The organism is Collinsella sp. An7 (assembly GCF_002159335.1).
GTDB lineage: Bacteria > Actinomycetota > Coriobacteriia > Coriobacteriales > Coriobacteriaceae > Coprousia.
In genome coordinates, this window is record NZ_NFHP01000006.1 from 104,755 (window position 1) to 128,009 (window position 23,255).

General features: G+C 68.0%; 25 protein-coding genes and 1 tRNA gene. 17 read left to right on the forward strand and 9 right to left on the reverse strand.

The window, feature by feature from the left end:
- The first annotated feature begins 377 nt into the window (after positions 1 to 377).
- The 12 genes from ccsA to B5G20_RS08010 all read left to right on the forward strand — a co-directional run bounded on the left by ccsA (position 378) and on the right by B5G20_RS08010 (position 11,116).
- Entirely contained in the window at positions 378 to 1,376 is a 999-nt protein-coding gene (gene ccsA, locus B5G20_RS07960) for a cytochrome c biogenesis protein CcsA (RefSeq protein WP_087356380.1), read from the forward strand.
- Positions 1,377 to 1,378: 2 nt separating this feature from the next.
- Positions 1,379 to 1,570: a CcmD family protein gene (locus tag B5G20_RS07965; protein ID WP_087356381.1), complete on the forward strand. Its 192-nt coding sequence runs from the start codon at positions 1,379 to 1,381 to the stop codon at positions 1,568 to 1,570.
- A 144-nt stretch (positions 1,571 to 1,714) separates the two neighbouring features.
- Positions 1,715 to 1,791, forward strand: a tRNA-Met gene (locus tag B5G20_RS07970).
- A gap of 635 nt (positions 1,792 to 2,426) precedes the next feature.
- Positions 2,427 to 2,858 carry a DUF6088 family protein gene (locus tag B5G20_RS07975; RefSeq protein WP_255377030.1) on the forward strand — a complete coding sequence of 144 codons (432 nt, stop codon included), beginning with the start codon at positions 2,427 to 2,429 and terminating at the stop codon, positions 2,856 to 2,858.
- Entirely contained in the window at positions 2,851 to 2,991 is a 141-nt protein-coding gene (locus B5G20_RS10480; protein WP_204207723.1) for a hypothetical protein, read from the forward strand. The genes B5G20_RS07975 and B5G20_RS10480 overlap by 8 nt, the downstream gene beginning before the upstream one ends.
- Positions 2,992 to 3,051: 60 nt before the next feature.
- Positions 3,052 to 3,633 (forward strand): nucleotidyl transferase AbiEii/AbiGii toxin family protein, encoded by a 582-nt coding sequence (locus B5G20_RS07980; RefSeq protein ID WP_239286939.1) that lies wholly within the window; start codon positions 3,052 to 3,054, stop codon positions 3,631 to 3,633.
- 1,572 nt (positions 3,634 to 5,205) lie between these two features.
- The gene (locus tag B5G20_RS07985) at positions 5,206 to 5,985 is read left to right on the forward strand and encodes a MurR/RpiR family transcriptional regulator (protein WP_087356383.1); all 780 of its coding nucleotides are present in this window, start codon (positions 5,206 to 5,208) and stop codon (positions 5,983 to 5,985) included.
- Positions 5,986 to 6,286: 301 nt separating this feature from the next.
- A complete protein-coding gene (locus B5G20_RS07990) occupies positions 6,287 to 7,636 on the forward strand; it encodes a 6-phospho-alpha-glucosidase (RefSeq protein WP_087356384.1) in 1,350 nt (449 codons plus the stop codon).
- Between the two features lie 79 nt (positions 7,637 to 7,715).
- Complete coding sequence (locus B5G20_RS07995; RefSeq protein WP_239286930.1) at positions 7,716 to 9,332, forward strand: alpha-glucoside-specific PTS transporter subunit IIBC; 1,617 nt, start codon at positions 7,716 to 7,718, stop codon at positions 9,330 to 9,332.
- Between the two features lie 115 nt (positions 9,333 to 9,447).
- Positions 9,448 to 9,909 (forward strand): hypothetical protein, encoded by a 462-nt coding sequence (locus tag B5G20_RS08000; RefSeq protein ID WP_087356385.1) that lies wholly within the window; start codon positions 9,448 to 9,450, stop codon positions 9,907 to 9,909.
- Between the two features lie 257 nt (positions 9,910 to 10,166).
- The gene (locus tag B5G20_RS08005) at positions 10,167 to 10,436 is read left to right on the forward strand and encodes a hypothetical protein (RefSeq protein ID WP_087356386.1); all 270 of its coding nucleotides are present in this window, start codon (positions 10,167 to 10,169) and stop codon (positions 10,434 to 10,436) included.
- 257 nt (positions 10,437 to 10,693) lie between these two features.
- On the forward strand, positions 10,694 to 11,116 hold the full coding sequence (locus tag B5G20_RS08010; protein WP_087356387.1) for a YjdF family protein: 423 nt from the start codon (positions 10,694 to 10,696) through the stop codon (positions 11,114 to 11,116).
- 81 nt (positions 11,117 to 11,197) lie between these two features.
- Here the strand turns inward: B5G20_RS08010 and B5G20_RS08015 are convergent, their stop codons facing one another.
- The 6 genes from B5G20_RS08015 to B5G20_RS08040 are packed head-to-tail and all read right to left on the reverse strand — an operon-like array spanning position 11,198 to position 16,037.
- Positions 11,198 to 12,595, reverse strand: a complete 1,398-nt coding sequence (locus tag B5G20_RS08015; protein WP_087356388.1) for a HAMP domain-containing sensor histidine kinase — start codon at positions 12,593 to 12,595, stop codon at positions 11,198 to 11,200.
- 26 nt (positions 12,596 to 12,621) lie between these two features.
- On the reverse strand, positions 12,622 to 13,284 hold the full coding sequence (locus B5G20_RS08020) for a response regulator transcription factor (RefSeq protein ID WP_087356389.1): 663 nt from the start codon (positions 13,282 to 13,284) through the stop codon (positions 12,622 to 12,624).
- A gap of 45 nt (positions 13,285 to 13,329) precedes the next feature.
- Complete coding sequence (locus B5G20_RS08025; RefSeq protein ID WP_087356390.1) at positions 13,330 to 13,734, reverse strand: hypothetical protein; 405 nt, start codon at positions 13,732 to 13,734, stop codon at positions 13,330 to 13,332.
- Complete coding sequence (locus tag B5G20_RS08030; protein WP_239286931.1) at positions 13,727 to 14,536, reverse strand: lantibiotic ABC transporter permease; 810 nt, start codon at positions 14,534 to 14,536, stop codon at positions 13,727 to 13,729. The genes B5G20_RS08025 and B5G20_RS08030 overlap by 8 nt, the downstream gene beginning before the upstream one ends.
- A 5-nt stretch (positions 14,537 to 14,541) precedes the next feature.
- Complete coding sequence (locus B5G20_RS08035; protein WP_087356392.1) at positions 14,542 to 15,312, reverse strand: hypothetical protein; 771 nt, start codon at positions 15,310 to 15,312, stop codon at positions 14,542 to 14,544.
- On the reverse strand, positions 15,309 to 16,037 hold the full coding sequence (locus tag B5G20_RS08040; protein WP_087356393.1) for a lantibiotic protection ABC transporter ATP-binding protein: 729 nt from the start codon (positions 16,035 to 16,037) through the stop codon (positions 15,309 to 15,311). Before B5G20_RS08040 ends, B5G20_RS08035 begins: the two co-directional genes overlap by 4 nt.
- 189 nt (positions 16,038 to 16,226) lie before the next feature.
- Here B5G20_RS08040 and B5G20_RS08045 point away from each other — a divergent pair, with 189 nt between their 5' ends.
- The 4 genes from B5G20_RS08045 to B5G20_RS08060 are packed head-to-tail and all read left to right on the forward strand — an operon-like array spanning position 16,227 to position 19,728.
- Positions 16,227 to 16,733 (forward strand): sigma-70 family RNA polymerase sigma factor, encoded by a 507-nt coding sequence (locus B5G20_RS08045; protein ID WP_087356394.1) that lies wholly within the window; start codon positions 16,227 to 16,229, stop codon positions 16,731 to 16,733.
- Position 16,734: 1 nt separating this feature from the next.
- Positions 16,735 to 17,499 (forward strand): hypothetical protein, encoded by a 765-nt coding sequence (locus B5G20_RS08050; RefSeq protein WP_087356395.1) that lies wholly within the window; start codon positions 16,735 to 16,737, stop codon positions 17,497 to 17,499.
- A gap of 41 nt (positions 17,500 to 17,540) precedes the next feature.
- The gene (locus B5G20_RS08055; protein ID WP_087356396.1) at positions 17,541 to 18,470 is read left to right on the forward strand and encodes an ABC transporter ATP-binding protein; all 930 of its coding nucleotides are present in this window, start codon (positions 17,541 to 17,543) and stop codon (positions 18,468 to 18,470) included.
- Positions 18,463 to 19,728, forward strand: a complete 1,266-nt coding sequence (locus B5G20_RS08060) for an ABC transporter permease subunit (protein WP_087356397.1) — start codon at positions 18,463 to 18,465, stop codon at positions 19,726 to 19,728. The genes B5G20_RS08055 and B5G20_RS08060 overlap by 8 nt, the downstream gene beginning before the upstream one ends.
- A gap of 128 nt (positions 19,729 to 19,856) precedes the next feature.
- Here the strand turns inward: B5G20_RS08060 and B5G20_RS10595 are convergent, their stop codons facing one another.
- Positions 19,857 to 20,357, reverse strand: coding sequence for a hypothetical protein (locus B5G20_RS10595; protein ID WP_239286932.1), 501 nt, complete (start codon positions 20,355 to 20,357; stop codon positions 19,857 to 19,859).
- Positions 20,358 to 20,761: 404 nt separating this feature from the next.
- Here B5G20_RS10595 and B5G20_RS10600 point away from each other — a divergent pair, with 404 nt between their 5' ends.
- Positions 20,762 to 21,079 carry a hypothetical protein gene (locus B5G20_RS10600; protein ID WP_239286933.1) on the forward strand — a complete coding sequence of 106 codons (318 nt, stop codon included), beginning with the start codon at positions 20,762 to 20,764 and terminating at the stop codon, positions 21,077 to 21,079.
- Positions 21,080 to 21,591: 512 nt separating this feature from the next.
- Here the strand turns inward: B5G20_RS10600 and B5G20_RS08070 are convergent.
- Together B5G20_RS08070 and B5G20_RS08075 are read right to left on the reverse strand one after the other, a co-directional pair.
- Positions 21,592 to 22,014 (reverse strand): hypothetical protein, encoded by a 423-nt coding sequence (locus tag B5G20_RS08070; RefSeq protein WP_087356399.1) that lies wholly within the window; start codon positions 22,012 to 22,014, stop codon positions 21,592 to 21,594.
- A 336-nt stretch (positions 22,015 to 22,350) separates the two neighbouring features.
- The gene (locus B5G20_RS08075; protein ID WP_087356400.1) at positions 22,351 to 23,025 is read right to left on the reverse strand and encodes a hypothetical protein; all 675 of its coding nucleotides are present in this window, start codon (positions 23,023 to 23,025) and stop codon (positions 22,351 to 22,353) included.
- Positions 23,026 to 23,255: the final 230 nt, after the last annotated feature.

A 23,255-nucleotide genomic window follows, 5' to 3' on the forward strand; every position in this document is an offset into this window, starting at 1 on the left:
GCTCCTCTTTCGGGCCGACCTGCGGCACCTCGGTGCGGCGGCCTGCGGGCTATGGGGGTGCCCCCTCGGCCTTTCTCCGATTTGTTTTGCTCCGAGCGGTCCGCGGACGCTGCCGGGTGTCAACTCAGGCCGGAAAACTGTGTAAGCGCTAAGGGACGTCAAGTAGACAGCTCAACATGAACAAAGAACATGCAGGTAGGAGCGTTGGCTGTTTTCGGGCTACTCTGCATATCTCAATCCTTGCACAGTTTTCCGTCTTGAGTTGACATGGACCGCCCGAGACCTCAACTCAATCCTCTATCGCCCTGTTTTGCGGCCGTTCGGATACACTAGTGCGCATGGCATGTTGACGCGAGATAACTTTAGAAAGGTGCAACGTGGCGCAGAACAAAACCCCTGTCCAGCGGCGCGGCGAGTGCTGGGACCGGCTCGTGCCGGCCGCGCTCGTCATCGGCATTTTGCTGGTGATCGCCGATGTGGTCTGGACCTTTACCCTCGCCCCGCTGGTGCAGGGCGCGGTGCTCTCGGAGCCGGTGGTCATTGCCGGGCAGCAGGTCACCACCAAGCTCCTGCTCAGCCAGAAGATCTTCTACCTGCACGTTCCCGTGGCGGTGGCCTCGTTTGCCGTCATGGCGTTCGGCGCGTTTTGGGCGGTGCGCTTCCTCATGACGGGCGAGCGCCGCTACGACGGACGCTCCAAGACGGCCATGGAGGTCACGCTGGTCTTTGTGGTTGCCACCATGATCTCGGGCGACCTGTGGACGCGGTTTGAGTGGGGCGTCTGGTGGGTCTGGGAGCCGCGGCTTACCACCTACTTTATCCTGATGCTCCTGGTTATTGGCTACTTTATCCTGCGTAACGCCCTCGATGACCCCGAGCGCCGCGCGCGCTTCTCGGCGGTGTTTTGCATCGTGGCGTTTGTGGACGCGCCCATCTCGTTTTTGATCACGCGTCTCGTGCCGAGCTCCATCCACCCGGTGGTCTTCCGCACCGACAGCGGCCTGCCCCCGATGATGCTCATCCCGTTTTTGCTGGGGCTGTTTGGCATGCTGCTGGTGGCGTTTGCCCTCACGCGAATCGCGCTGCGCATCAACGGCGCCGCGCTTGAGGTCGAGATGCTCAAGGAGCAGCTCGAGGAGCAGGATGCCTGGCGCGAGCGCGCCGCGGCCGATGAGGCGCTCGAGCGCCTGCGCGCGGCCGGGGCAAAGGTTGCCGCCGGGGCGCAAGCGGCCGGATTGGAGTCTGCGCCCTCTGGGGACGTTGGTTCACATGACGCCGTTGCCGGCGCCGCGGACGCCTACAGAGCCGCAGCGCCCGCTCCCACCGCGCCCGAGAGCGCGCAAACCGCCCTGTCCGACACTCCCGAGGAGGACTAACCATGGATCCGATTCTTGCTGAGGTCTACTCGACCGTTCTGCCCGCTGCCCCGTTTGTAATCGCTGCCTACGTGGGCATCTGGGTCGTGCTCGCGGTCTACGTGTTCGTTCTGTCGCGGCGCGCCAAGCGCACCGAGCGCGACCTCGATGCCCTCAAGCGCGCTCTCGATGCCCGCGACCGCGAGCACGAGTAGCACCGCTTGCGCCCGAGTGCGGCACGGCTTCTATCAGGGGCTTTGCCCGATATGTGGAGCAAGCTCCACATATCGGCGCTGTCCATTTGCAATTGGACCTCTGGGCGCGTAATATACTCTCTTGCGCAACAGCGCATTCCCAATTGCGGGGTGGAGCAGTCTGGTAGCTCGCTGGGCTCATAACCCAGAGGTCGTAGGTTCAAATCCTGCCCCCGCGACCAAGAACTTTACGCCTGAACTGGTAAAACGGTTTAGGCGTTTTCTTATATTTCAGGTGAACACCTGCCGAAATGGTCGGCGAGTGCGCAGTACCGACAAACTGAAACACCTCTGCTCTCCCAACCACCAGTCGAAGCCGCAAAAGCGCCCGTTACGAAGTCCGCTAGAACGCCCTTCATGGTGTCCTTGCGACATCTGCGATGTTGCTGCGACAAATTGGTGTCGCAGAAACATCGCAGATGTCGCAGATGCCCAGCGGACAAAAAGCCGGACAAGATGGTCGCGGAATCTACCTGGAGTAACAGATTCTCCTTTATCGGTCCCTCTGCGATGCCCTCGTCCGTGCTGTTTTCAGCGATGCCCACGCAGTCCATAATCTTCTCTGCTGTTCCGTGGCAACCGCCCGTGGACCGAAACGCCATGATGGGTCCGCGACGGACACCATCTCTAATCGATGCCTATCTGGTGGCGCCTCGGGAGGCTCCGATGTGTTACGAAGAATGCCCCTAAGTGCGTCGATCGCCGTACGTTGCCTCTGTCCGTGCGAGTTACACCCCCCCGCGAAGCAGGGAATTAATCTCATAATCTTGGAGACCGCGACTACGCCTACGCGGGAGGCTGTGTTTGGGTCTCCATATTGAGGGGCCTTGGCACCGAGGTTCCCGCAAGTGTTGACGAGGTTGTTCGCGCGGTGGCGCGCGCAAATAAGTGGATCGTCGCGCCGGCTGGCGACGCGGCGCTCAATGCGCTGGGGCTCGACACCCAGGTGCCGGCGCGTCACGTCTACGTGAGCAGCGGACCCTACAAGACCTATTTCTACGGCCCGTATGCGATTGAGCTGAGACACCGCGCGAACCGCGATCTCCTCGACTGCTCACCCGTCACCCGCACTGTCATCCAAGCGCTCAGGGCGCTCGGGAGGGATGGGGCGAACGACGAGACCGTGTCCGCCCTCGCATGGAATCTCACCGACGAGGATGCGGATGCCTTGCTGGAGGAGTCGAAGGGGCTCGCCTCGTGGATTGCCGAGGTTGCCAAGAGAATATGGAAGGAACGACACGATGGATAGAATCGCGGGTGCAGACGCGGTGGAGCGCAAGCTCGTTTTCGAGGCGACGGCAGAGTGCCTCGGTACGACGCTGTCGGTCGTGGAGAAGGACTTCTGGGTGTGCTACATCCTCGAGCACCTGTTCCACCGTTGACCGCTCTCGGAATCGTTCACTTTCAAAGGAGGCACGAGCCTGTCCAAGGCGTTCCACCTTATCCAGCGTTTCTCAAAGAGCGTGGACCTCATACTCGACTGGAGGGTATTGGGATACGGGCGCGACGAGCCGTGGGAGCCGAGGAGCAACTCAGCCCAGGAGCGCTTCAAGGCCGATGCTGCGAGAAGGACAGCCGAATACCTGAGAAATACGTTCTCCCCGGCGCTCGTGGGCTTTTCGACGACGGTCAGGACGGTAAGCCCCCTACGGACGTTCTGGGAGAAGGCGACGATCGTCCACCAAGAGGCCATGCGTCCCGAGGGGAAACGCATACCGAGACGCTACTCACGGCACTACTACGACCTATACCGGCTCGGAAACTCCCCCGTCCTCGAGCAGGCGCTCGACGATACCGCGCTCCTCGCCCGCGTGGTGGAGTTCAAGGAGAGGTTCTACCGCACGCCATGGGCACGGCTGGGCGAAGCGCGGCCGGGATCCCTTAGGCTGGTTCCACCGGAGTTCAGAATCGAGGAGCTGAAGGCTGGCTACCGGTCGATGGCCCCATGCTCTTCGGGGAGTACCCGACGTTCGAGGAGATCATACGGTACATGGGAGGCCTCGAGGAAGGTGTCAACGCGCTGAGCTGAGTCGGCGATAAGGGAAACGAGCTATACCGTGCAAGGAAGCGTACTGTCCATAAGGGGCGTCTAAGTCCAATCCGGAGCGTTTGTCTCGGGGAACAAGTTTCGGCTATTCAAGGAAACTTGCTCTTGCGAGCATGAAGACACGCGAGGAAAGGTGATATCCGTGGTCGCGTTGCCGCGGGAGCTCCGGAGCGCGCTCGCGACGCGCGCTGAATGCGAAGGGGCATACGGGCATAGCCGATAGGAGTAGGAACCGAAGGACGCCACAGGAGCCCTTCCAGAAGATAGGAGGATTACGGGGGGGGTCGAGAGCGCCGCTCCGCCCGAATTGGCGGGGCCGATTGCCATACTGGCCGGGAGACGAGGCCTACATGCACTCCAATAGTGGGCAATGCCGCTGTTCCGGTGGGTAAATCCGGATTAGTCTGACAGTATGTATCAGAATGGATTGCGAAGTGCTTGTAGGCATGCTCCTGTCCGACGAGCTTCCAAGTGAGTTTTGCCATAAGAGGGGCGAGAAGGTAAGATGCCTCGGGCTTGCCGAGGAGAAGGATGCAGACATGTGTGACGCAGCGCTTTGTGATGAGGCCGGCATGCCTGAGGAACTCTTCATCGCTCTAGGACTCAATCGTTTCGAAAGGTGGTGCTCGGGGCGGTGTCGAAATCGTTGCTCACCTCTTTGAGCTAAATGGTTTCGTCCTCCCAATTGGTGATGAGAAGGTCGAGCAGTTCAGTATTGCTTTCGTTTGTCGCTTTTCTGGTCATGGGAGCTTCCAGAATGTGGGCGGTTTGTCCGAGTATGAGGAAGTTTTCGGGTGTAGCGACGAGTCTTTTTAATTTCATGGGCGAAGGGCGCGCTCGGACGAGGTCATATCCGACGTAGTCTTCATGGCGCGCGCATCGATTGGGGCTGAGTGGATTGAGGGTTGCGCGACGAGGAGTCTAGAGCCTGTGTCGGGGGATGCATTCGACAAGGACTTTCAGGTGGAGGCGGGGATAGGCGCAGTGACCGTTCATTTTGTGGCAGAAGTTGTGGCAGCGATACGGCTGCCATGGGCTACCACAGATCTCTAAGAATTGCTTCCGGTTGTCGTCGTTTGAGCTAGAGACTGCCCTTGCTTTCCACGATTGTTTTCAGCCTACTTCGGTAGGGTTCCTCATAGCCCGGAGGCTGTAGGTTCAGAGCCTGTTCCCGTGATCAAGAACTCGCAGCTTGTGGGTCATATGGTGCCGAGCTTTTCTTCACGTGCCCCCTCATGGGTTTTAGGAGCGCTGTTTTCCGGTTCCAGGTGCGTCATCAATCATAACGTCAACGGTTTACGAAGCAGCATGTCCAAATGGTCGAGTTATCCCATGGAGGCCATTGACTTATGCCGTATGCCGTCCGAGAGCGCAACGCCATCGCATGCTGTCACAGCGGCATGGGCGGACAGCCGTGGCGGTTTGCGGCTGGGCAATCGCCGCAGCCCTTTGACCCCGTACGCCAGCTCCGCCGATCCTCAGACCACGACCGCTCTAGCATGCAAACCGTTATTATGAAGGGCATCGACTTCCAGCCGAAGGAGCAACTATGCAGCACCGCTTCGAAGACCTCGTCAGCACGCATTTTGACTCGCTCGGCGAAAACGACATGCTCTGCTTGCGTTACGTGGTCGCGCATCGCGATGCGGTCTGCGACATGGGTATCGAGGAGCTTGCGCACGCCTGCTCGGTCTCGCGCTCGACGGTCATGCGCTTCGCCCAAAAGCTCGACCTTCACGGCTTCACCGAGCTCAAAACGCTGCTCAAATGGGAGCGCGATGCCCAGCAGCGTCCGTCGCTCGACATGGTTGACGAAGCCTGTGAGGCCAGTATCAGCACCATCCGCTCTTTTCGCAACCTCGACTGCACTGATTTCTGTCACGACCTTGCTCATGCGCGACGCATCTTTTCGTTTGGCACGGGCAACCTACAGAAGTCCGCGTGTCGTGAGTTCAAGCGCAACCTGCTGGGGCTCGGCTGCCTAGTCGACAACATCGCCGGTGAGAGCGAGCTCGCCAAGACCATCCCGCTCATGCAGCCCGACGACCTTGTGTTCATCGTGTCGCAACGCGGGGAATCCGAGTACCTCCGCCGTTCCATCGCTCAAATTGCCGCACGCGGCGTGACCATCGCATCTCTCACGCTTACCAGCAACAATTACCTCGCCAACCACGCTCAGCACGCGCTCTTTGTGCACCCCCACCAGATTGAGATTGGCGCGGCGGTGCCCTTTCATTCAAACGCCGCCGTCTTCTTTGTGGTCGAGCTCATCGGCGTCAAGTTTGCCGAGTACCTGCAGGCGCAGCAGACGCCGCGGGCGCAGGACTGAGTGTGAGCGTAGGCCCCCACGCAAACGCGTCTTTCGCGGTACCCACAGGACTTGCTTGCGCGTAGGTCCCCTGCAAGCCCGCGTCCACACGGTATCGCACCGCCTCGGACGCGTGCTCGGAATCGCTTCCCATGCCGCGCGGCCCACCTACGTGTCCCGTGAGCATTCACATCCGCTGTGATGTCTACCAGCTTTTGCCCGCTCGCCCTAAATGTCCTCTGACGTGCGCAAACGATGGATCTCCCCATACAATCACAGCCAAAGCTAGCTTTTCCATTGGTTTCTACGGCGGGAGACAATCATGAAGAAGTACAATGTCGTGCTCGTGGGCGGCGGGTCCATCCGCAATCCCGAAATGATGGCGACCCTTGTGCGCTATAAAGAGAAATTCCCCATCGGGCGCTTCGTCCTCTATGACATCGATCAGAAGCGCCAGGAGATCATGGCCCAGTACGGCCAGATCCTGTTCCGCGAGTACTACCCCGAGATGGACGAGTTCATCTGGACCGACGATCCTGATGTCGCCTTTGCAGACATCGACTTCGCCCTCATGCAAATCCGCTCTGGCAACATGGAGATGCGTGAGAAAGACGAGAAGATTCCGCTCAAGCACGGTCTTGTGGGCCAGGAGACCTGCGGTGCGGGCGGCTTTGCGTACGGTCTGCGCTCTATTCCTGAGATTGTCGAGATTATCAAGAAGATCCGCGAGCTCTCGCCCGAGGCATGGATTATCAACTACTCCAATCCGGCTGCCATTGTCGCTGAGGCAACGCGCCGCATCTTCCCCGGTGACTACAAAATCCTGAACATCTGCGACATGCCTATCGCCATCATGGAGCGCTATGCCGAGATGCTCGGCTGCTCGCGCCACGATTTTGAACCGCGCTATTTCGGTCTCAACCACTATGGCTGGTTCACGCATGTCTACGACAAAAAGACTGGCGAGGACCTTGCACCACGCATCAAGAAATGCCTGCTCGACGGCTATACCTTCGGTTTGGGCGACGAGGAGCACACGCTCGACCCGTCGTGGATCGAGACCTACAACACCATGGCCGATATGCTGCGCGACTTCCCCGAGTATCTGCCCAACACATATCTCAAGTACTATCTCTATCCCAACCGTGTGGTCGAGCACTCCGATCCCAACCACACGCGCTACGATGAGATCATGGAGGGCAAGTACCCCCGCGTGCACAAGAAGCTCAACGAGATCATTGCGGCTAACGCCATCCGCGGCACCAAGTACGACCTCGACAACACCACCTCGGTCCACGCATCGTATATTTTTGAGCTGGCGACAAGCATTCTCAACAACGAGAACGAGATCTTTCTCGTCATCGTGAAGAACAACGGGACAATCCCCAATCTTGACCCAGAAGCAATGGTCGAGGTTGCCTGCCGTGTTGGCATCAACGGTCCCGAGCCGCTTTCGATGGAGCCCATAGGCACGTTCTACAAGGGCATGATAGAGAGCCAGCATGCTTATGAGCGCCTAGCGGTTGACGGCCTGCTCGAGAAGGACAAGGGCAAGCTGCTGCAGGCCCTCACGCTCAACCGCACTATCTCGGACGCCGATCGTGCGCGAGCCGTGCTCGACGACCTCATCGATGCCAACAAGGACTACTGGGGTGCCGATTTTCGCGCGTAACATAGCGCGTGCCACTTGGGCGCGCGCTCGCCTGTGCGCCCTTGAGCAACTATCCGATGTTTACTAAGAGGGGTGTGTTTTGAAAGGAACATTAATCGAGAAGTTCCAGCGCTTTGGCGGTGCCATGTACACGCCGGTCGTGCTGTTCACCTTCCCGGGCATGATCGTGGGCCTGTGCGCGATCTTCCGCAATGCGTCCATTATGGGCGGGCTCGCTGCCGACGGTACGATGTGGAGCCAAATCTGGTACATGATCTACGAGGGCGCGCAAATGGTTTTCCGCCAGATGCCGCTGCTCTTCGCCATGGCCCTGCCCATCGGCCTTGCCAAGAAGCAAGTTGGTCGCTGCGTCTTTGAGGCCATTGCCGTTTACCTGACCTTCAATTACTTCTTGTCGGCCATCCTCACTAACTGGGGCGTCAACTTTGGTATCGATTTTGCCAACATGACGACTGACGACACGGGTATCACGTTGATCGCGAGCATCAAGACACTTGACACCGGTATTGCCGGCTCGCTAATCGTGGGTGCCATCGTTGTGTGGCTGCACAATCGCTACTACGAGTTCAAGCTCCCCGAGTGGCTCGGCGTGTTTAAGGGCGCTGCGTTCATCTACGTGCTCGGCTTCTTTGCGATGATCCCGCTCGCACTCGCCTTCGCCATCATCTGGCCGCAGATCCAGATTGGGTTCGAGAACATGCAGACCTTCTTTATGAGCAGCGGTGTCGTGGGCGTGTTCTGCTACACCACGCTTTCGCGCCTGCTCATCCCCGTGGGCCTGCACCACTTCATCTACATGCCGTTCAACTATGGTGACGCTGTGGTCGCCGGTGGCCTCAAGGCCTACTGGTCCACGCACGTGATCGAGTTCTCGCAGTACCAGGGCAACCTCGCCGATATCTTCCCCGAGGGCCGCTTCCTTACGCTCGGCTATGCTAAGGTCTTCGGTTCGCCGGGTATCGCCGCCGCGTTCTACTTCACCGCGCCCAAAGAGAAGCGCCCGCAGGTGCTCGCGCTCATGCTTCCCGTCACGCTGACCGCCGTTATTGCGGGCATCACCGAGCCCATCGAGTTCACCTTCCTGTTTGTGGCACCGCTGCTCTTTGTGGTGCATAGCATCCTGGCCGGTGCTCTTGCCGCAGTCGAGTGCCTTTTTGGCGTGGTCAACGGCTCTGCCGGCAACCTCATCGAGTTCGCTCTCATGAACTGGATTCCGCTGTGGAGCACGCAGAGCACTATGTGGATCAAGCAGATCGTCATCGGTCTCGTGTTTACCGGCATTTGGTTCGTGGTCTTCTACTTCCTTATCACCAAGCTCAACCTCAAGACGCCTGGTCGCGAGGACGCTGAGATCCGTCTGTACAGCAAGGCCGAGTATCGTGAGCGCCAGGCCGCGCTCGCTGCTGAGGGCGCAGGCGGAGCCGGTGGTGTTGCTGACGCCGCCGCCGGCGGCGACGAGAACGGCCTCAAAGCAGTCGAGTTTCTCATGATGCTTGGCGGTGCCGAGAACATCGTCGACGTTACTAACTGCGCGACCCGCCTGCGCGTGACCGTTAAGGACGGCTCTAAAGTTTGCCCGGCTGACGATTTCAAGGCTGCCGGCGCCTATGGTTTGGTTGTTAACGGCAACGCTATCCAGGTCATCGTGGGTATGGATGTCTCCATTGTGCGCGAGCGCTTTGAGAATCTCCTGTAGTCACACGTAACGAACGTATCGGGCGCGGTTCCGCAGGGCGTGCGCCCGACACGTCGGATCTTCTCACCGCACCTTTACCTACATGCCTATCGAGCTATCGCCGAAAGGACCGACCATGAGTCTTCGCCTCGGTGCCATCGCCAAACCGCGCAACCTAATGCTTGCCGCCATCGTGTTGCTCGCCGCCTCCGTTGTGTTCTTCGCAATCTCCGTTCAAGCGATGACGGCAACGTCCGGCGCTGATCTGTTCACGGTACTCGAAACCAATCCCGTGGTAAGCGCCGATCTGCTTGCGACCTGCGGCAAGGTTCTCTCGGCCATGGTGCTGTTCCGACTGCTCGACAACGATGATGAAGGAGCCTTCCTGGCCGTTCCCTGCGGGCTGCTCGCTCTCTCCCAGTTTATGGTGCAGAGCTACGCGGCGGCGCTGTTGCTAGCTTTCGTAGTGGTGCAGAGCGGGTTTGATCTGCAGGGCTCTGCTAAGCGCGAGCTGGTGCGGGAGAGCATTCTGCCTGCTGCGATTCTGCTGCTGCATATTATCATCTTGGTGGTAAACCTGCGCATCATCACCGGTTAGAGGTATCGGGCGGGACGGTAGTCAGCCGTAACGTAAACGGAGCTGCGCGCTAGCTTGCCTTTTGCGAGCTGGCGCGTAGTTTTGTCTGCGTTACAACCGCGTAGCCCCGGCGGTGCGACCAAACCGATTGCCGCCGCGGGGCGCGCCGTCCGCAACACGCCACGCCACGTGCGCAACAGCACACCACAATACCGAGCGCGCAGCAGCGCGCCACGATACAGCAGCGCGGCATCATGACAATGTAGGCCATCTAGACGATGGAGGGCAGCATCGCGACCGTCCTCCATCTCATGTTCTCGGTGGAGCAGGGCTTTGCGGCCGAACGTGGAAAGCCCCTGCTTGCATGCCATGGCCAGGCGTTTGCCGAGCGCATCAGGCAGGTTTGGGAGGGCATCAAGCGCAACGGCAAGGAAGTGCTTGTGGGCGTGCCGGCGCGCAACCAGCGCATCTACATGCGGGGCGTCCGTGGCGCCGACGGCTCATGGATCGGTTTCTTCGAGCGTTTCGAGCTGAACCAGAAGCTGTAGCGATGGCGTCGCGTTCGGCGGGCTCATGAGACTTTCCGCGGGGAGCCCCTGCGCGGAGGAGCGCCCCGCCTGGTGCCTTCCCGGGCGAGGGGCAAAAGACGGCCCTCACAGATGGTCCACCGCACGGTATAATCGGCGCATCGGAGATGAAAACACGACCCCGTCGGGTAGTCGGGGTGCGGGCGCCGCCCGTCAGTAACCTGCCTCCTTGGTTGTCCCTTCTCCGCGTGGCTTTCTACATAAAGGAGGTACCAGCCATGCGGAAGACAGCCGTGTCCTCCACCCTCGTCGTGCGCTTCGACGGCCAGTTCTGGGTGGGGATCGTGGAGCGTGTCGAGGACGGCCGCCTCAGCGCGTGCCGCGTCGTGTTCGGCGCCGAGCCCTCGAACGAGGAGGTCCTCGACTTCGTGCTCAGGGAGTGGGTGAGGCTACCCCTCGGCCCCGCTGTCGCCTGCGAGGAGCGGGCGATGGCGAGAAACCCGAAGCGCCGTGCACGCCAGGCCGCCCGCGAGCTGAAGAAGCGCGGACCCTCAACGAAGGCCCAGGTCGCGCTCGCCGAGCAGCGCGAGGCCCTGGCGCAGGAGTCCGCCGCCCGCGATAAGGAGCACAAAGAAGAGGAGAGGCGCCAGCGCTTCGAGCAGAGACGGGAGAAGTCGAAGAGGAAGCACCGGGGTCACTGACGAGTCCTCGCTTGCCGAGGGCGAGTGCTCTTCGCAGCTCGACCGCCTGCGTCGCCGTTGCACACAAGGGAGCCCGAGCCGTCAGGTCCCGCTCAAGGGGACCGCGATGGTGGCCACCGCGCCGCCCGAGGGGCTGTTGGCGAGCGAGACAGAGCCCCCGTGGGTGCGCGCGGCCTCGGAGGCGGCGTGGAGGCCGAGCCCGTAGTGGCGGCCCCCGTCGCGCGAGGAGCGGGAGGAGTCGTCCGTGAAGAGGCGCTCGCAGCCGCGCTCGAGGGCTGCGGGAGAGAAGCCCGGCCCGTCGTCGGTGACCTCGATGACGAAGCTCCCGCCCGCGACGTCGCAGGAGACCGCCACGCGCGAGCGGGCGTGCTCGGCGGCGTTGGCCACGAGGTTCGCGGCGGCCCGCGCCAGGGCGGCTCGGTCGAGCGGGGCCTCGGGCGCGCCCGCGACGGCGGGGCCCGTGGCCGCGTCGAGCGCCACGCCGCGCGCCCGGGCGACCTGCGCGGCCTCGGCGACGACCTGCTCGCAGAGCTCGGCCGGCCGCACGGGAGCCCTCTCCGCCCCGCCGGACCCGCGAGAGGCCTCGATGAGCAGGCGCACGTAGCCGTCGAGCCTCTCGGCGCCGTCCGAGATGTCGCGCGCGGCGGCCGCGAGGTCGGCGTCCCCCTCGTCCCCCAGCTCCTCCGCCACGAAGTCGGCGTTGGCGCGCAGCACGGTGAGCGGCGTCTTGAGGTCGTGGGCGAGCGACGCCACCTGCTCGCGCTGCTCGCGCTCCGCGGCCCAGCGGGCCTCGAGCGACTCGGCGAGGGAGGCCCGCATGGCGTCCATCGCGGCGAGGACGTCGTTCACCTCGCGCACGTTGGTGCTGCCGACCGCGAAGCCGAGCTCTCCCGCGCCGACGCGCCCCGCCGCCTCCGTGAGCGGCGCCATCTTGCGCGAGATCACTCGGCTCGCGCGGCGCGCCACGAGCGCGAGCGCGAGCGCGCTTCCCGCCGCGGCGCCGGCGAGCATGAGGTTCTGCGGGTTGGGGAGCAGGCCGGCGAGGTCGCGCGAGACCCACTGCGGCAGGTACTCGCTGACGAGCGCGCAGGCCCCGCCGCCCTCGAGCGGGAACGCGGCGTAGGTGAGGCCGGAGCCCCCGCCTGTGATCTCGACGGTGCCGGGCGCGGCGTCGAGGACCGCACCCGCCTCCTGCCGGGCGTGGTCCAGCCGTGCGCCCCCGAGGTCCGTCTCGCTCACCTCCCCGCTCTCGTCCACGACGGCGTAGCGGTAGGCCGTGGGTATGTCCTCCGGCCCGAGGCCTTCCCCTGCGGCCAGCAGGGCCGCGACCCCGCGCGCGTTGGCCGGCCCCCAGCTTGCCTCGTAGACCCATCCCATGTTGATCGTCGCGGAGAGCGCCATGAACGAGGCGAGCCACGCCGCGGCGACCGCCGCGAACGCGTAGGCGAAGTAGCGCGCTATGACGAAGGAGAGCGGCATGCCCCCGCGCCCCCGCGCTCCGGTCCTCAGGGCTGCCACTTGTACCCCATCCCCCAGACGGTCGCGATCGGGTCGGCTCCGGCCTCGGAGAGCTTCCTCCGGGCGCGGCTGACCTGCATGGATATGGCCGCGTCGTCAGCGTCGCTGTCCCAGCCGAGCACCGCCTCGCGGATCTGCGCGCGGCTCATGACCTGCCCGGGGTGGCGGGCGAGGTGCTCGCAGATGGCGTACTCGGTGGGCGTGAGCGGCACGGCCTCGCCGCCCACGGCGAGCTCGCGCGCCCCGAGGTCGAGCCGCACCTCCCCGAAGGAGAGGGCGTGCGAGCGCGGCCTGCGCTCCCGGCGCAGGTGGGCCGCGACCTTGGCGCGCAGCTCCGCGGCCCCGAAGGGCTTGCGGACGTAGTCGTCGGCGCCCAGGCCGTAGCCGGCCACGGCGTCCTCCTCGGCCACGCGCGCGGTCAGGAAGATGATGGGCCCGTCGAAGTCCGGGCGGATCCTCCGCACGAGCTCGAAGCCGTCGAGCCCCGGCATCATGACGTCGCAGAGCACGAGGTCGAAGCGCGAGAGGTCCGTCCCCGGGACCGCCGTCGGGTCCGCGACCCTGACGACCTCGTGGCCGTCGCGGCCGAGCACGCGCGCGAGCGCGTCGAGGATCGCGCGCTCGTCGTCCACCGCCAGTATCCTCGCCATGTTCGACCTCCCGATGTTCCAGTCGGAATTGTACCAGCGCGCCGCTCAGCGGCCCAGCGCCCCGCGCGCGGCCGCGGGCGCCTCGTCCGCGTCGCACGCGCGGTAGCGCACGCCCGAGCCGCCGCGCGCCTCGATCTCGAGCCAGCCCTCGCCGTCCGACTCCCGCCCGAAGAAGATGAGCTGGAGCTCGCGGACGTTGCCCTCGGCGTCCGCCGCCTCCACCAGGTAGACGTAGTTCGCCCCCGTCCCGGTGGCGTCGGCGTAGGAGCTCGCGTGGCTGCCGGGATCGGGCGCGGGCGCCCACATGGCGACCTCCGGGTTGGGCAGCACGCGGTCGGCGACCGAGCGCAGGGCGGGACCCCAGCCGGCGTCGAGCAGGGCGTTCCCGCCCAGGACGAGCGCCACGGCAAGAAGGGCGAGCATGGCGGCGACGAGCGGCTTCCTACGCATCTGCCCTCCCGTCCTCGAAGCGGCGGAACCAGGCGAGAAGGACGGCGGCGGCCGCCAGGGCGAGCACGAGGCCGGCGAGCGCGGTCTCGAGGAGCGGGCCCGTCGCGCGCGCGACGTCGATGAAGGCCTCCACCCCGAGTGACCCCAGGCGCGCGGGCCAGGCGAGCGGCACCCAGCTCAGAGGCGTCGCCAGGGCGCCGGTGAGCTCGCCGGTCATGAGGCCGTGCGCGAGCCCTCCCACCGAGAAGAACGCGAGGAGCGTCCCCGCCGCGCCGACGCCGATGGCGGCGTTGCGGCCGAGGCGCAGGGCCACGCCGAGCCCAAGCGCGTAGAGGGGCAGGCTGCCCAGCGCGACGCCCGCCCAGGCGGCCGCGAGCGGGGCGGGCCCGAGCGGCAGGCGCCCGGCGGCGGCGAGCGCGGCCCCGAACACGCCGAGCGCCACGGCGAGCGCGCCCGCGCCGAGCGCCGCAAGGACGAGCAGCTTCGCCGCGACGGCGCGCCCGCGCGAGGGGACCGCCGTGAGGTTGGCGAGGCGCCCGGCGGAGCGCTCCTCGTCCACGGCGAGCCCGCAGACGATGGCGGACATGAGCGGCATGAGGGCGCCGAGGAACTGGGCGTAGGCGTCCGCGCCCAGCGCCGGGTCCCATCGGGCGACGGAGAAGTACTCGCCGCAGGCAAGGCCGGCGGCCAGGCCGCAGACGAGGTGCACCGCCACGAGCGGGGAGTGCCCGAGGCGCAGGGCCTCGGAGCGCAGGGCCCGCGGGAGCGTCATGCGCGGCGCCGGGCCGGAGAGTCGTGCCATGGCCATCACCTCTCCTCGGAGCGCGCGAACCAGGACGCGCCCACCGCCGTGAGCGCGACGAACGCGAGCGCGCAGACCGCAAGGCCCGCCAGCGTGAGCATGCCGTCCGCCGCGAGCGCCCCGCCGAGCGCCATGTCCGCCGCGAGCGGCTCGCCGCTCGGCAGCACGGGGATGAAGCTCGTGGGGATGACCATGCTCGCCGATGGCGGGAAGAGCTGCGGCAGCGGCACCAGCGACCAGGCGAACCCGCCCACGAGCTGCACGGCGAGCGGACAGAAGATCCCCGCGAGCATGCCGAGCCGCGCCGTGAGGAAGAGCCCCGCGGGGACCATCCACGCCGCGGTCACCGTGTTCACGAGCGCGCAGAGGAGCATCGTGAGCGTGCCTGCGGCCGTGAGGCCCTGCGAGGAGAACGCCGACCCCGCGAGGTAGATGCCGAAGACCACGAGGTTCGAGAGCGCGCAGAGCGCGAGGCACCAGAGCGCCTTGGCCCACCAGGCGCGCCCGAGAGGGAAGCCCAGGCCCAGCACGCCCCGCATCCGCGTGCGCGCGTCGGCCTGCGCCACGCAGGCGACCACGAGCGAGAGCGCCACGGGCAGGAAGAGCGCGTACCAGTAGTTCCACGCGCTGAAGGACTGCGCGCCCCGGTAGGGCATCGCGCCGAGCAGAGGCATCGGCAGCGCCATGAGCACGGCCAGGCGAACCGGCGCCGCGTGGCGCGACTTCAGCGCCTCGGCGCGCAGGCCCGCGATCAGGCCGGTCTTCTCGCCCGTCATGCTGCCACCTCCCCGCGTGCGCGCCGCCCCTCCCGGCAGACGCCCATGAAGAGCTCCTCGAGGTCCTCGCCTGGGCGCAGGGCGTCCTCGTAGGCGAGGCGCCCCCGGTAGATGATGCCGACCGTGTCCGCCATCTGCTGCACCTCGGACAGGATGTGGCTCGAGACGAGCACCGTCGTGCCCGCCGCCGCGAAGCCGCGTATCTGGTCGCGCAGCTCCTCGATGCCGATGGGGTCGAGGCCGTTGGTGGGCTCGTCGAGCACGAGCAGGCGCGGCCGGGCGAGCAGCGCCAGCGCGAGTCCCAGGCGCTGCTTCATGCCCATCGAGAAGCGCCCGGCGCGCTTGCGCCCGGTGTCCGCGAGGTCCACGGCCGCGAGCATCTCGTCGATGCGGGACTCGGGCAGTCCCAGCAGCGTGGTGCGCACGCGCAGGTTCTCGCGCGCGGTGAGGTTGGGGTAGAGCGGCGCCTCCTCGATGAGGCTGCCGATGGCGTAGAGGTCCTCCCGGCGCCAGGCTTGCCCGGCGAAGAGGATCTCGCCGGCGGTCGGCCGCAGCATCCCGCAGATCATCTTGAGCGTGGTCGACTTGCCGGCGCCGTTGGGTCCGAGCAGGCCGTACACCTCGCCCTCGCGGATGTGGAGGTTCACGTCCGCCACGGCCTCCTGCGCCTGGTCGCCGCGGCCGAAGCGCTTGGTGAGCCCGCGCGTCTCGAGCATGTAGCCCATGGGTTCGTCCCTTCTCTTCCGGGCGCGCGGTCCGAGTCGCCGTGCCCGCGCGCCTCGCCTTTCGGGTTCGCCATCCATGGTGGGGCGCGTTTCTAACGAAGCAATAACGACTGATGGCGAAAGTTTTTTCAATCCGACCGCTCATCCGGGGCCGCCGCTGCGTTAATAGGGATAGAGGGAGGTGACGCCGTGGGCGAGAGGAACGGGCGGACGGACGAGGCGGAGCGCCTCGTCGGCGAGCACTACGCGGACGTGCTGCGGTACTGCCGCAGGCACGCGCCGGCGGGGCTCGCCGAGGACGCCGCCCAGGAGACGTTCCTGCGCTTCGTCCGCGCCCGCTCGCGCTACCGGGATCGGGGCCGCGCCCGCGCCTACCTCGTCACAATAGCCCGCAACGTCTGCGCCGACATGGCGCGCGACCGCGCCTCCTCGTGGGCCGATCTCCCGGAGGTGCTCCCCGGCGGGGGCGACCCGGGCGAGGCGGACGACCGCCGCGACCTGGCCTCCGCGCTCGCCCGGCTGCCCCGCGCCCAGCGCGAGGCGCTCGAGCTCAGGTACGGGGAGGGCCTCACGGTCGGCGAGGTGGGCGCCGCGCTGGGCATGAGCAGGTTCGCCGCGGCGCGCGCCCTGTCGTCGGCGCTCGACGCGCTGCGGGCGGATTTGGACGTTCAAGCCGATAAGGGCAGGGAGGTCTGAGATGAGGATGCGAGAGAGACGCGCCCTCGAGGACGCGCTGCGGGACCACTACCGGGCGGCGCCCGGCACCGACGCCGCCGCGCCCCGCGCGCTCGTGGAGGCGGTCGCGGCCGAGATGGCCCGGCCCGCCCGGCCGCGCGCCGCGGAGGTCGTCGCCGGACAGGCCCGCCGCGTCGGTGCGGGGGCGTGGGCGCTGCACGCGGCGCTCGCCCTTCTCGCCGTGCCGTGCGCCCTCTCCGGGGTCGGCGTCGGGACGGTCGCGGCGGCCCTCGGGGCGGCGCTCGCGCTCGCCTCGCTCGCGGGCGTCACGCGCTCGCGCTCCTGCGGCATGGCCGAGCTCGAGGCCGCGTGCCCCGTGAACGCCCAGGCCGCGGCCTGGGCCCGGGGGCTCGTGCTCTGCTGCGCGGACGCCCTCGCGATCGCCCTCCTCGCCGCCCTCTCCGGCCCGGCGGGGGGCGCGCCCTGGGCCGTGCTCGCCCAGGGGCTCGCGCCCTACCTCGCGGCCCTCGGGGCAGGGCTCCTCGCAGCCCGCCGCGCGGCGAGCCCGGACGCGACGGTCGCCGCCGCCGCCGCCGCGGCCGGGGTGTGCGCCGCCTGCGTCCTCGCGCGCACCGTCTGCCCGGCGGCCTTCGGCCCCGCGGCGGCGCTCGCCTGGTGGGCGGCCGCGGCGGCGGCCCTCGCCTTCGCCGCGGCGCAGGCCCGCGCGTGGCTGCGCGCGGCGGCGTCCGGCTTCGCCGACGCGCCCGCGTCCGCAGGCGCGCTCTAGCGACCCCACCGTAAGACCGACTACCAGAGAGGAAATCCAGCATGGAACTGACGCTCGACCGGCTGACCCGGGAGTTCGGGCCCAAGATCGCCGTGGACCGCGTGAGCGCGACGCTCGCCCCCGGCGTCTACGGCCTGCTCGGCGCCAACGGCGCCGGCAAGACCACGCTCATGAGGATGGTCTGCGGGGTGCTGCGCCCCACCTCGGGCGAGGTGCGCTACGACGGCGCCCCCGTCGCGCGCATGGGCGACGAGTACCGCGCCCTCCTCGGCTACCTGCCGCAGGACTTCGGCTACTACCCGGAGTTCACGGCGCTCGACTTCATGGAGTACATGGCCGCCCTCAAGGGCCTCGGCCGGCGCGACGCGCGCGACCGCTCGCTCGCGCTGCTGGAGCGCGTGGGGCTCGGCGGCGAGGAGCGCCGCCGCATCCGGACCTTCTCCGGCGGCATGCGCCAGCGCCTCGGCATCGCGCAGGCCGTCCTCAACGACCCCGAGGTCCTCGTGCTCGACGAGCCCACGGCCGGGCTCGACCCCAAGGAGCGCGTGCGCTTCCGCAACCTCATCGCCGGCCTCGCGCGCGACATGATCGTCCTTCTCTCCACGCACATCGTCTCCGACGTGGAGCACATCGCCGATGAGATCCTCGTGATGCGGGCGGGGTCGGTCGTGCTCTCGGGACCGCCCGACGAGCTCGTGGCGGAGGCCGAGGGCAGGGTCTGGGAGGCCGTCGTCCCGGCCGGGCGTGCCGAGGCGCTCGAGGCCGCGCTCACGGTGGGCAACGTCCGCCACCTCGAGGGCGGGCGGGCGCTCCTGCGCTACGTGGCGGACGAGCCCAGGGTGCCGGGCTCCGCCCCCGCCGAGCCCACGCTCGAGGACCTGTACCTGTACGTGTTCCGCGACGGCGCCGCCGGGGCGGGCTCGCCCCGCGCCGCCCGCGGGGCCCACTTCAAGGAGGGACGCCATGCCTAGGCTCATCCTGTTCGAGCTCAAGAAGATGCTCTCCCGCCGCGCGCCGCTCGCGGCCAACGTCGGCGTCGTCGTCTTCCTCGTCGCCATCATGGCGCTCAACGTGGTCCAGACCAAGACGGCGAACGCCCGGGGCGAGATCGTCTCCGGCACCGAGGCGATCGCGCAGATGCGCACCGACGCCGAGGAGCACGCGGGCGCCGTCACCGCCGAGCGAGCTGCGGAGGACATAGCCGCCTACCAGGAGACGGTCTTCTCGCGCATCGACCGCGACGCCGTGACCCAGATGACGGGCTCGACCGTCTACGACCTCATGTTCCAGAGCTTCTCCGACGAGGAGGTCTACGAGCTCTACAACCCCTACTGGAGCTGGCTGCTGCGCCCCTGGCGGATCTCGGGCGAGGAGCCCGCGCAGACGGCCGCCCGCGTGACGCCCGAGATGGCGGCCGACTGGTACGGCGCCGCAGACGACCTGACCCAGGCGGCCCTCGACGACGGCCAGGGCGGCATGTGGGAGTACTCCGAGGCGGAGCGCGCGTACTGGACGGAGATGCGCTCCTCCGTGCCCGAGCCCATCGAGTACGGCTACTCGGGCGGCTGGGACAACGTCGTCAACTGCGCGGCCTTCCTCGTCTTCCCGATCCTCGCGGCGTGCGTGACGCTGGCGCCCGCGTTCTCCTTCGAGTACAGCTCCGGCGCCGACGCGGTGGTGCTCGCCACCCGGCGCGGCCGCTCGACGCTCGTGGCGGCCAAGGTCGCGGCGGGGCTCGCCTACGCGACCGCCCTCTTCGCCCTCAGCGCCGCCATCATCGTCGGGGTCTCGCTCGCCTTCTACGGAGCGGAGGGCTTCGGGCTCTCGGTCCAGAGCATGGCGCTCTCCTCGCCCTACCCGCTCACGGCGGGGCAGGCCGCGCTCGCGTGCGTGGGGCTCATGTACGCTGCGTGCCTGGGCTTTTCGTGCCTCACGCTCGCGCTCTCGTCGCGCACCCCCTCGACGCTCGCGGTCTTCCTGACGGACGTGGTGCTCGTGCTGCTCACGGGGCTCGTCCCCTCGGCCGGCGTGGGCGCGCTCGAGCGCGTGCTCGCCCTCTTCCCGATCAACTTCGCCAACTTCAGCGTGCTCTACACGGCGCTCGAGTCCTACCCGCTCGGCCCGGCCGTGTTCGACCTCGTCGGTATGGTGCTCCTCGTCTACGCGGCGCTCGTGCTCGTCTCGACCCCCGTGGCGGTGGTCTCCTTCAGGAGGCGCCAGGTGGCGTAGCCGCCCCGCCCGACTCGGCAGGGCCGCCCAGAAGACAGTCCCCACGGGCGGCCCCGGCGGCGGGGCTCACATCCAGCGGAACACCGCGCGGAACAGCCACCTGATTGCCCTCATGAGAGCCTCATCGCTCACACCCCCTCCCCGGCCGCCGAGACCGCCTCGGCGGCCTCCTCGCGCGCCGCGAGCGTGAACCCGTAGAGCGCGCACGCCTCCTCCGCGCCGAGGTCGGGCCTCGCGCGCGACACCGCGCCGTCGAGCCACAGCGCCCGCCGCAGGAGGCAGGCCCCGGGGTCGCCCTCGTAGAGGCGCTGCTCGGCGGCGGACAGCCGCCGGTCGTCGACGAGCGAGCCGCCGAGGCGCCAGTACCTGAGCCTCCCGTCCCTGCTCACGGACTCTATCGAGCGGACCTCCTCCGGCGAGGCGAGCATGAGCCGCCAGCCGCGCCTGCGATCGGCGACGCCCCCCTCGCCCGGGCCGTAGCTGTTCGCCTCGACCCAGAGCCCGCCGCTCTCCATGCGGTCGAACCTCAGGCGGTACTCCGTGGCGAGCGGCTGGCCGCGGCCCTCGCAGAGCCGCTCGAGGTCGAAGACGTCCTCGCGCCCGTCGGCGTAGCTCACTTCGACGACCATCGGCTCCCCCTCTCGCCCCTCTCTCCTCTCTCCGCGCGCCCTCGTCGCGCCCGCCGCCGGGCGCTGCGCCGGCCCGCCCGCCGCGCCCCGCGGGGCCCCGGCGGGGTGCGGTCTGCCGCGGGGGCCGCGGCGCAGCCTCCGGGATGGCCACCCCCTTGCGCTCGAAGAGCTCGCGGGCATCCCTCAGGGCCGCCGCGCCCGCGGCGTCCCCGCGGGCCTCCAGCGCCTCGGCCCGCCGCTCCAGGTCTGCCGCGCCGCGGACGCGGTATCGCTCCAGCGCGCCCACGGCCCGGGCGAGCTCGTCGAGCTCGGCGAGGTCCTCGACCTCCAGCGCGGAGCGCGCGACGCGCTCCACCTCCTCGCGGGGCAGCGCGGGCGGGGCCGACCCCGCCCAGCGGGCCTCGATGGCGGCGCGGCCGTACTCGAGCCCGAGCCCCTCTCCGCGCACCCTGCGCGAGGGCGTCCCGGCGAGCGAGTACACCCAGTCGCGCCTGCCGCCGCGCGGCGAGGCGTCCGAGAGCTCGACCCCCATGGCGGCGAGGGCCGAGCGGAACTCCCCCTCGCGGCGCGACACGGCGCGCGCCGCCTCCACCCTGCCGCGGATGTCGGCCACCCAGGAGCGCCCGCCCCTGGCGGCTATCTCGCGCTCGGCGCGCCTGACGTGGACGCGCTGCGCCGTGCGCGGCCTCCCGCGCCCCGACCCCGCGCGTTCGTTGGAGTAGCGGTGGGCGAAGCCCCGCTCCGCCTCCATGCGCTGCAGCGAGCGGTTGAGCTCGAGGGGGTCGGGCACCTGGAGGCGCCTGCCCGTCGAGAGAACGGTGTTGTTCACGACGACGTGCGCGTGGGGTATGCGCCCGGCTTTGTCGTCGTGGTAGACGACGGCCACCTCGCAGTCGGGGAACCAGCGCCGGGCCCACGCCGTCGCGAGCTCCCTGAGCTCGGCGAGCGACACGCCGTTGCGGGGGTCGGGCGAGATCACGTAGTGCTTCCAGGTCCTCGCCGCGCGCCCGCGCCAGGGCAGGTCGTTGCCCGCCGCCGCGCGCGTGGCGTCCATGGCGGCGGCCCAGTCGTAGGGGCCGTGCTCGGGCAGGCCGCCGGGGCCCTCGCCCGCGACGGGCGGGGCGAGGTTCAGGAAGTCCCGGGCGAGCGCGCGCCCGCCCCGCTCGAGGTAGCGCATGACGCCGCGCGCCGAGGTGTGGCCGGTCATCGCCTTGAGGTTCGTCACGGCAGCCCCCTAGAGGAAGAGCGCGGCGCGCCCGGTGAGCGACGCCATCTCGCGGCAGAGGCCCCCGGCCGCCCCGTTCACCGCGGAGAGCTCCGCGCGGGCGTCGCGCAGGGCCTCGGCCATGTCGCCGTAGTCGCGCGAGCCGTGCCGCAGGTGGAACGCGACGGAGTTGAGCGCGTGTACGCCCTGGTTGTAGTGGTAGCCCCAGCGCCTGAGCTCCCGCGCGATGCGCAGGCACGTCGCGGTGTCCAGCACGATCGGCCCGCCCTCCGAGGCCGCGCGGGCGGCGAGCCCTGGGTCCGCCGCGGCGAGGCGCACCATGAGGCGGACGAGATCCGACAGGCTCAGCCCCATCGCCCCGGCGACCTCCTGCGCGCGCTCCTTGTCCTCCCTCGCGAGCCTGACGTACAGGCGCTCGGGGTACCTCTCCATGGGCTCCCTCCCTCTCCGTCCCAGGGGCGCGGGGGCTCCCCCGCTGCGCGCCGCGAGCACGGCGGCGATCGCGAAGCCATCGCCGCCGCGCCCCGGCCCGATCCCGATCCGCGGTCATCGGAATCGGGCCGGGTGGCGCCCGCCGGGCGCCGCGGCGCGCTGCTCCGGGCGCCGTGCGCACGGAGCAGGCTACTTGCTAGGCCAACGGCTCCGGGAGTCGCTTCCGGCCCCGCCGGCCTCCCGCGTGCGCACGCCACGAGTGTATCCGCCCGGCGGCGCGCGCGGCAGATGACGGGATGGCAGGGGGCCGGGGAGGTCGCCCGGCCCCCGCCTCGGTTACCGCCGCGCCCTGCGCACCGTCTGGGTCCGCAGGTAGTTGTTGATGTTGCCCGACCAGCCGGCGTCGTCCTCCCCGTACATGGCCACGTAGGGCACGAGGCCGACGTCGCACCCGTTGACCAGCCGGCCCTCGTACCCTACGCCGACCACGGGGTAGGCCTCGAAGCGCCCGTCGACCCGCCGCACGAACACCTCGTCCCCGGGGACGACCTCGGCGACGGGCACCTCCTCGGCGTCGAGGTAGGCCCCGAGCCTCTGGTCCTTGGGCTGCGAGGCGTCGATGGCGCGCAGCATCTCGGCGCGGTCGTGGGCCCGCTGCTCCTCCTCGGGGCGGACATCCCGCATCCCGATGGGCTCCCAGCCGGGGCCGTACTCCGTCCGCAGGCGCTCGGCGATGCGCCACCCCTCGATGACGTAGACCCCGTTGTCGCCGGGGTCCATGCGCGCGTCGCCCAGGTAGCGCGAGATGCCCACGGAGAGCCCCTCGGCGCCCATGAAGTTCGCCACCACCTGGCAGAGCCTCGCCCAGCCGTAGGAGTCGTTGTCCGGGGAGCGGAACCCCCGCAGCTCGCAGTACTCGAGGAACGCCCCGACGGAGTCCCTGCCCCCGTTCCAGTGCAGGTAGACGCCCAGATCCCGCTTCCTCGTGGTGATGACCGCCCTGTTTCCCATCTTCGGTCCTTCCTCTCGGATCCGCGCCCGCCGGATGCAAGCGCGCTTGCTTCCGGCTTGCCTGCCGCCCGCCCGGAGGCGGAGGCGGGTCAACGAGCTGCGGGAAGGCCCGGAGGGCCGGTCTCTGCACCGATGCCGCGCAGCGGGATCTGTGGAGGGATCCCGCGGCGACATTGACGCGCCAGAGGCGGAGGGCACAGCCCCCGCCGCGGGGGTGCGGGGGCGCGCCG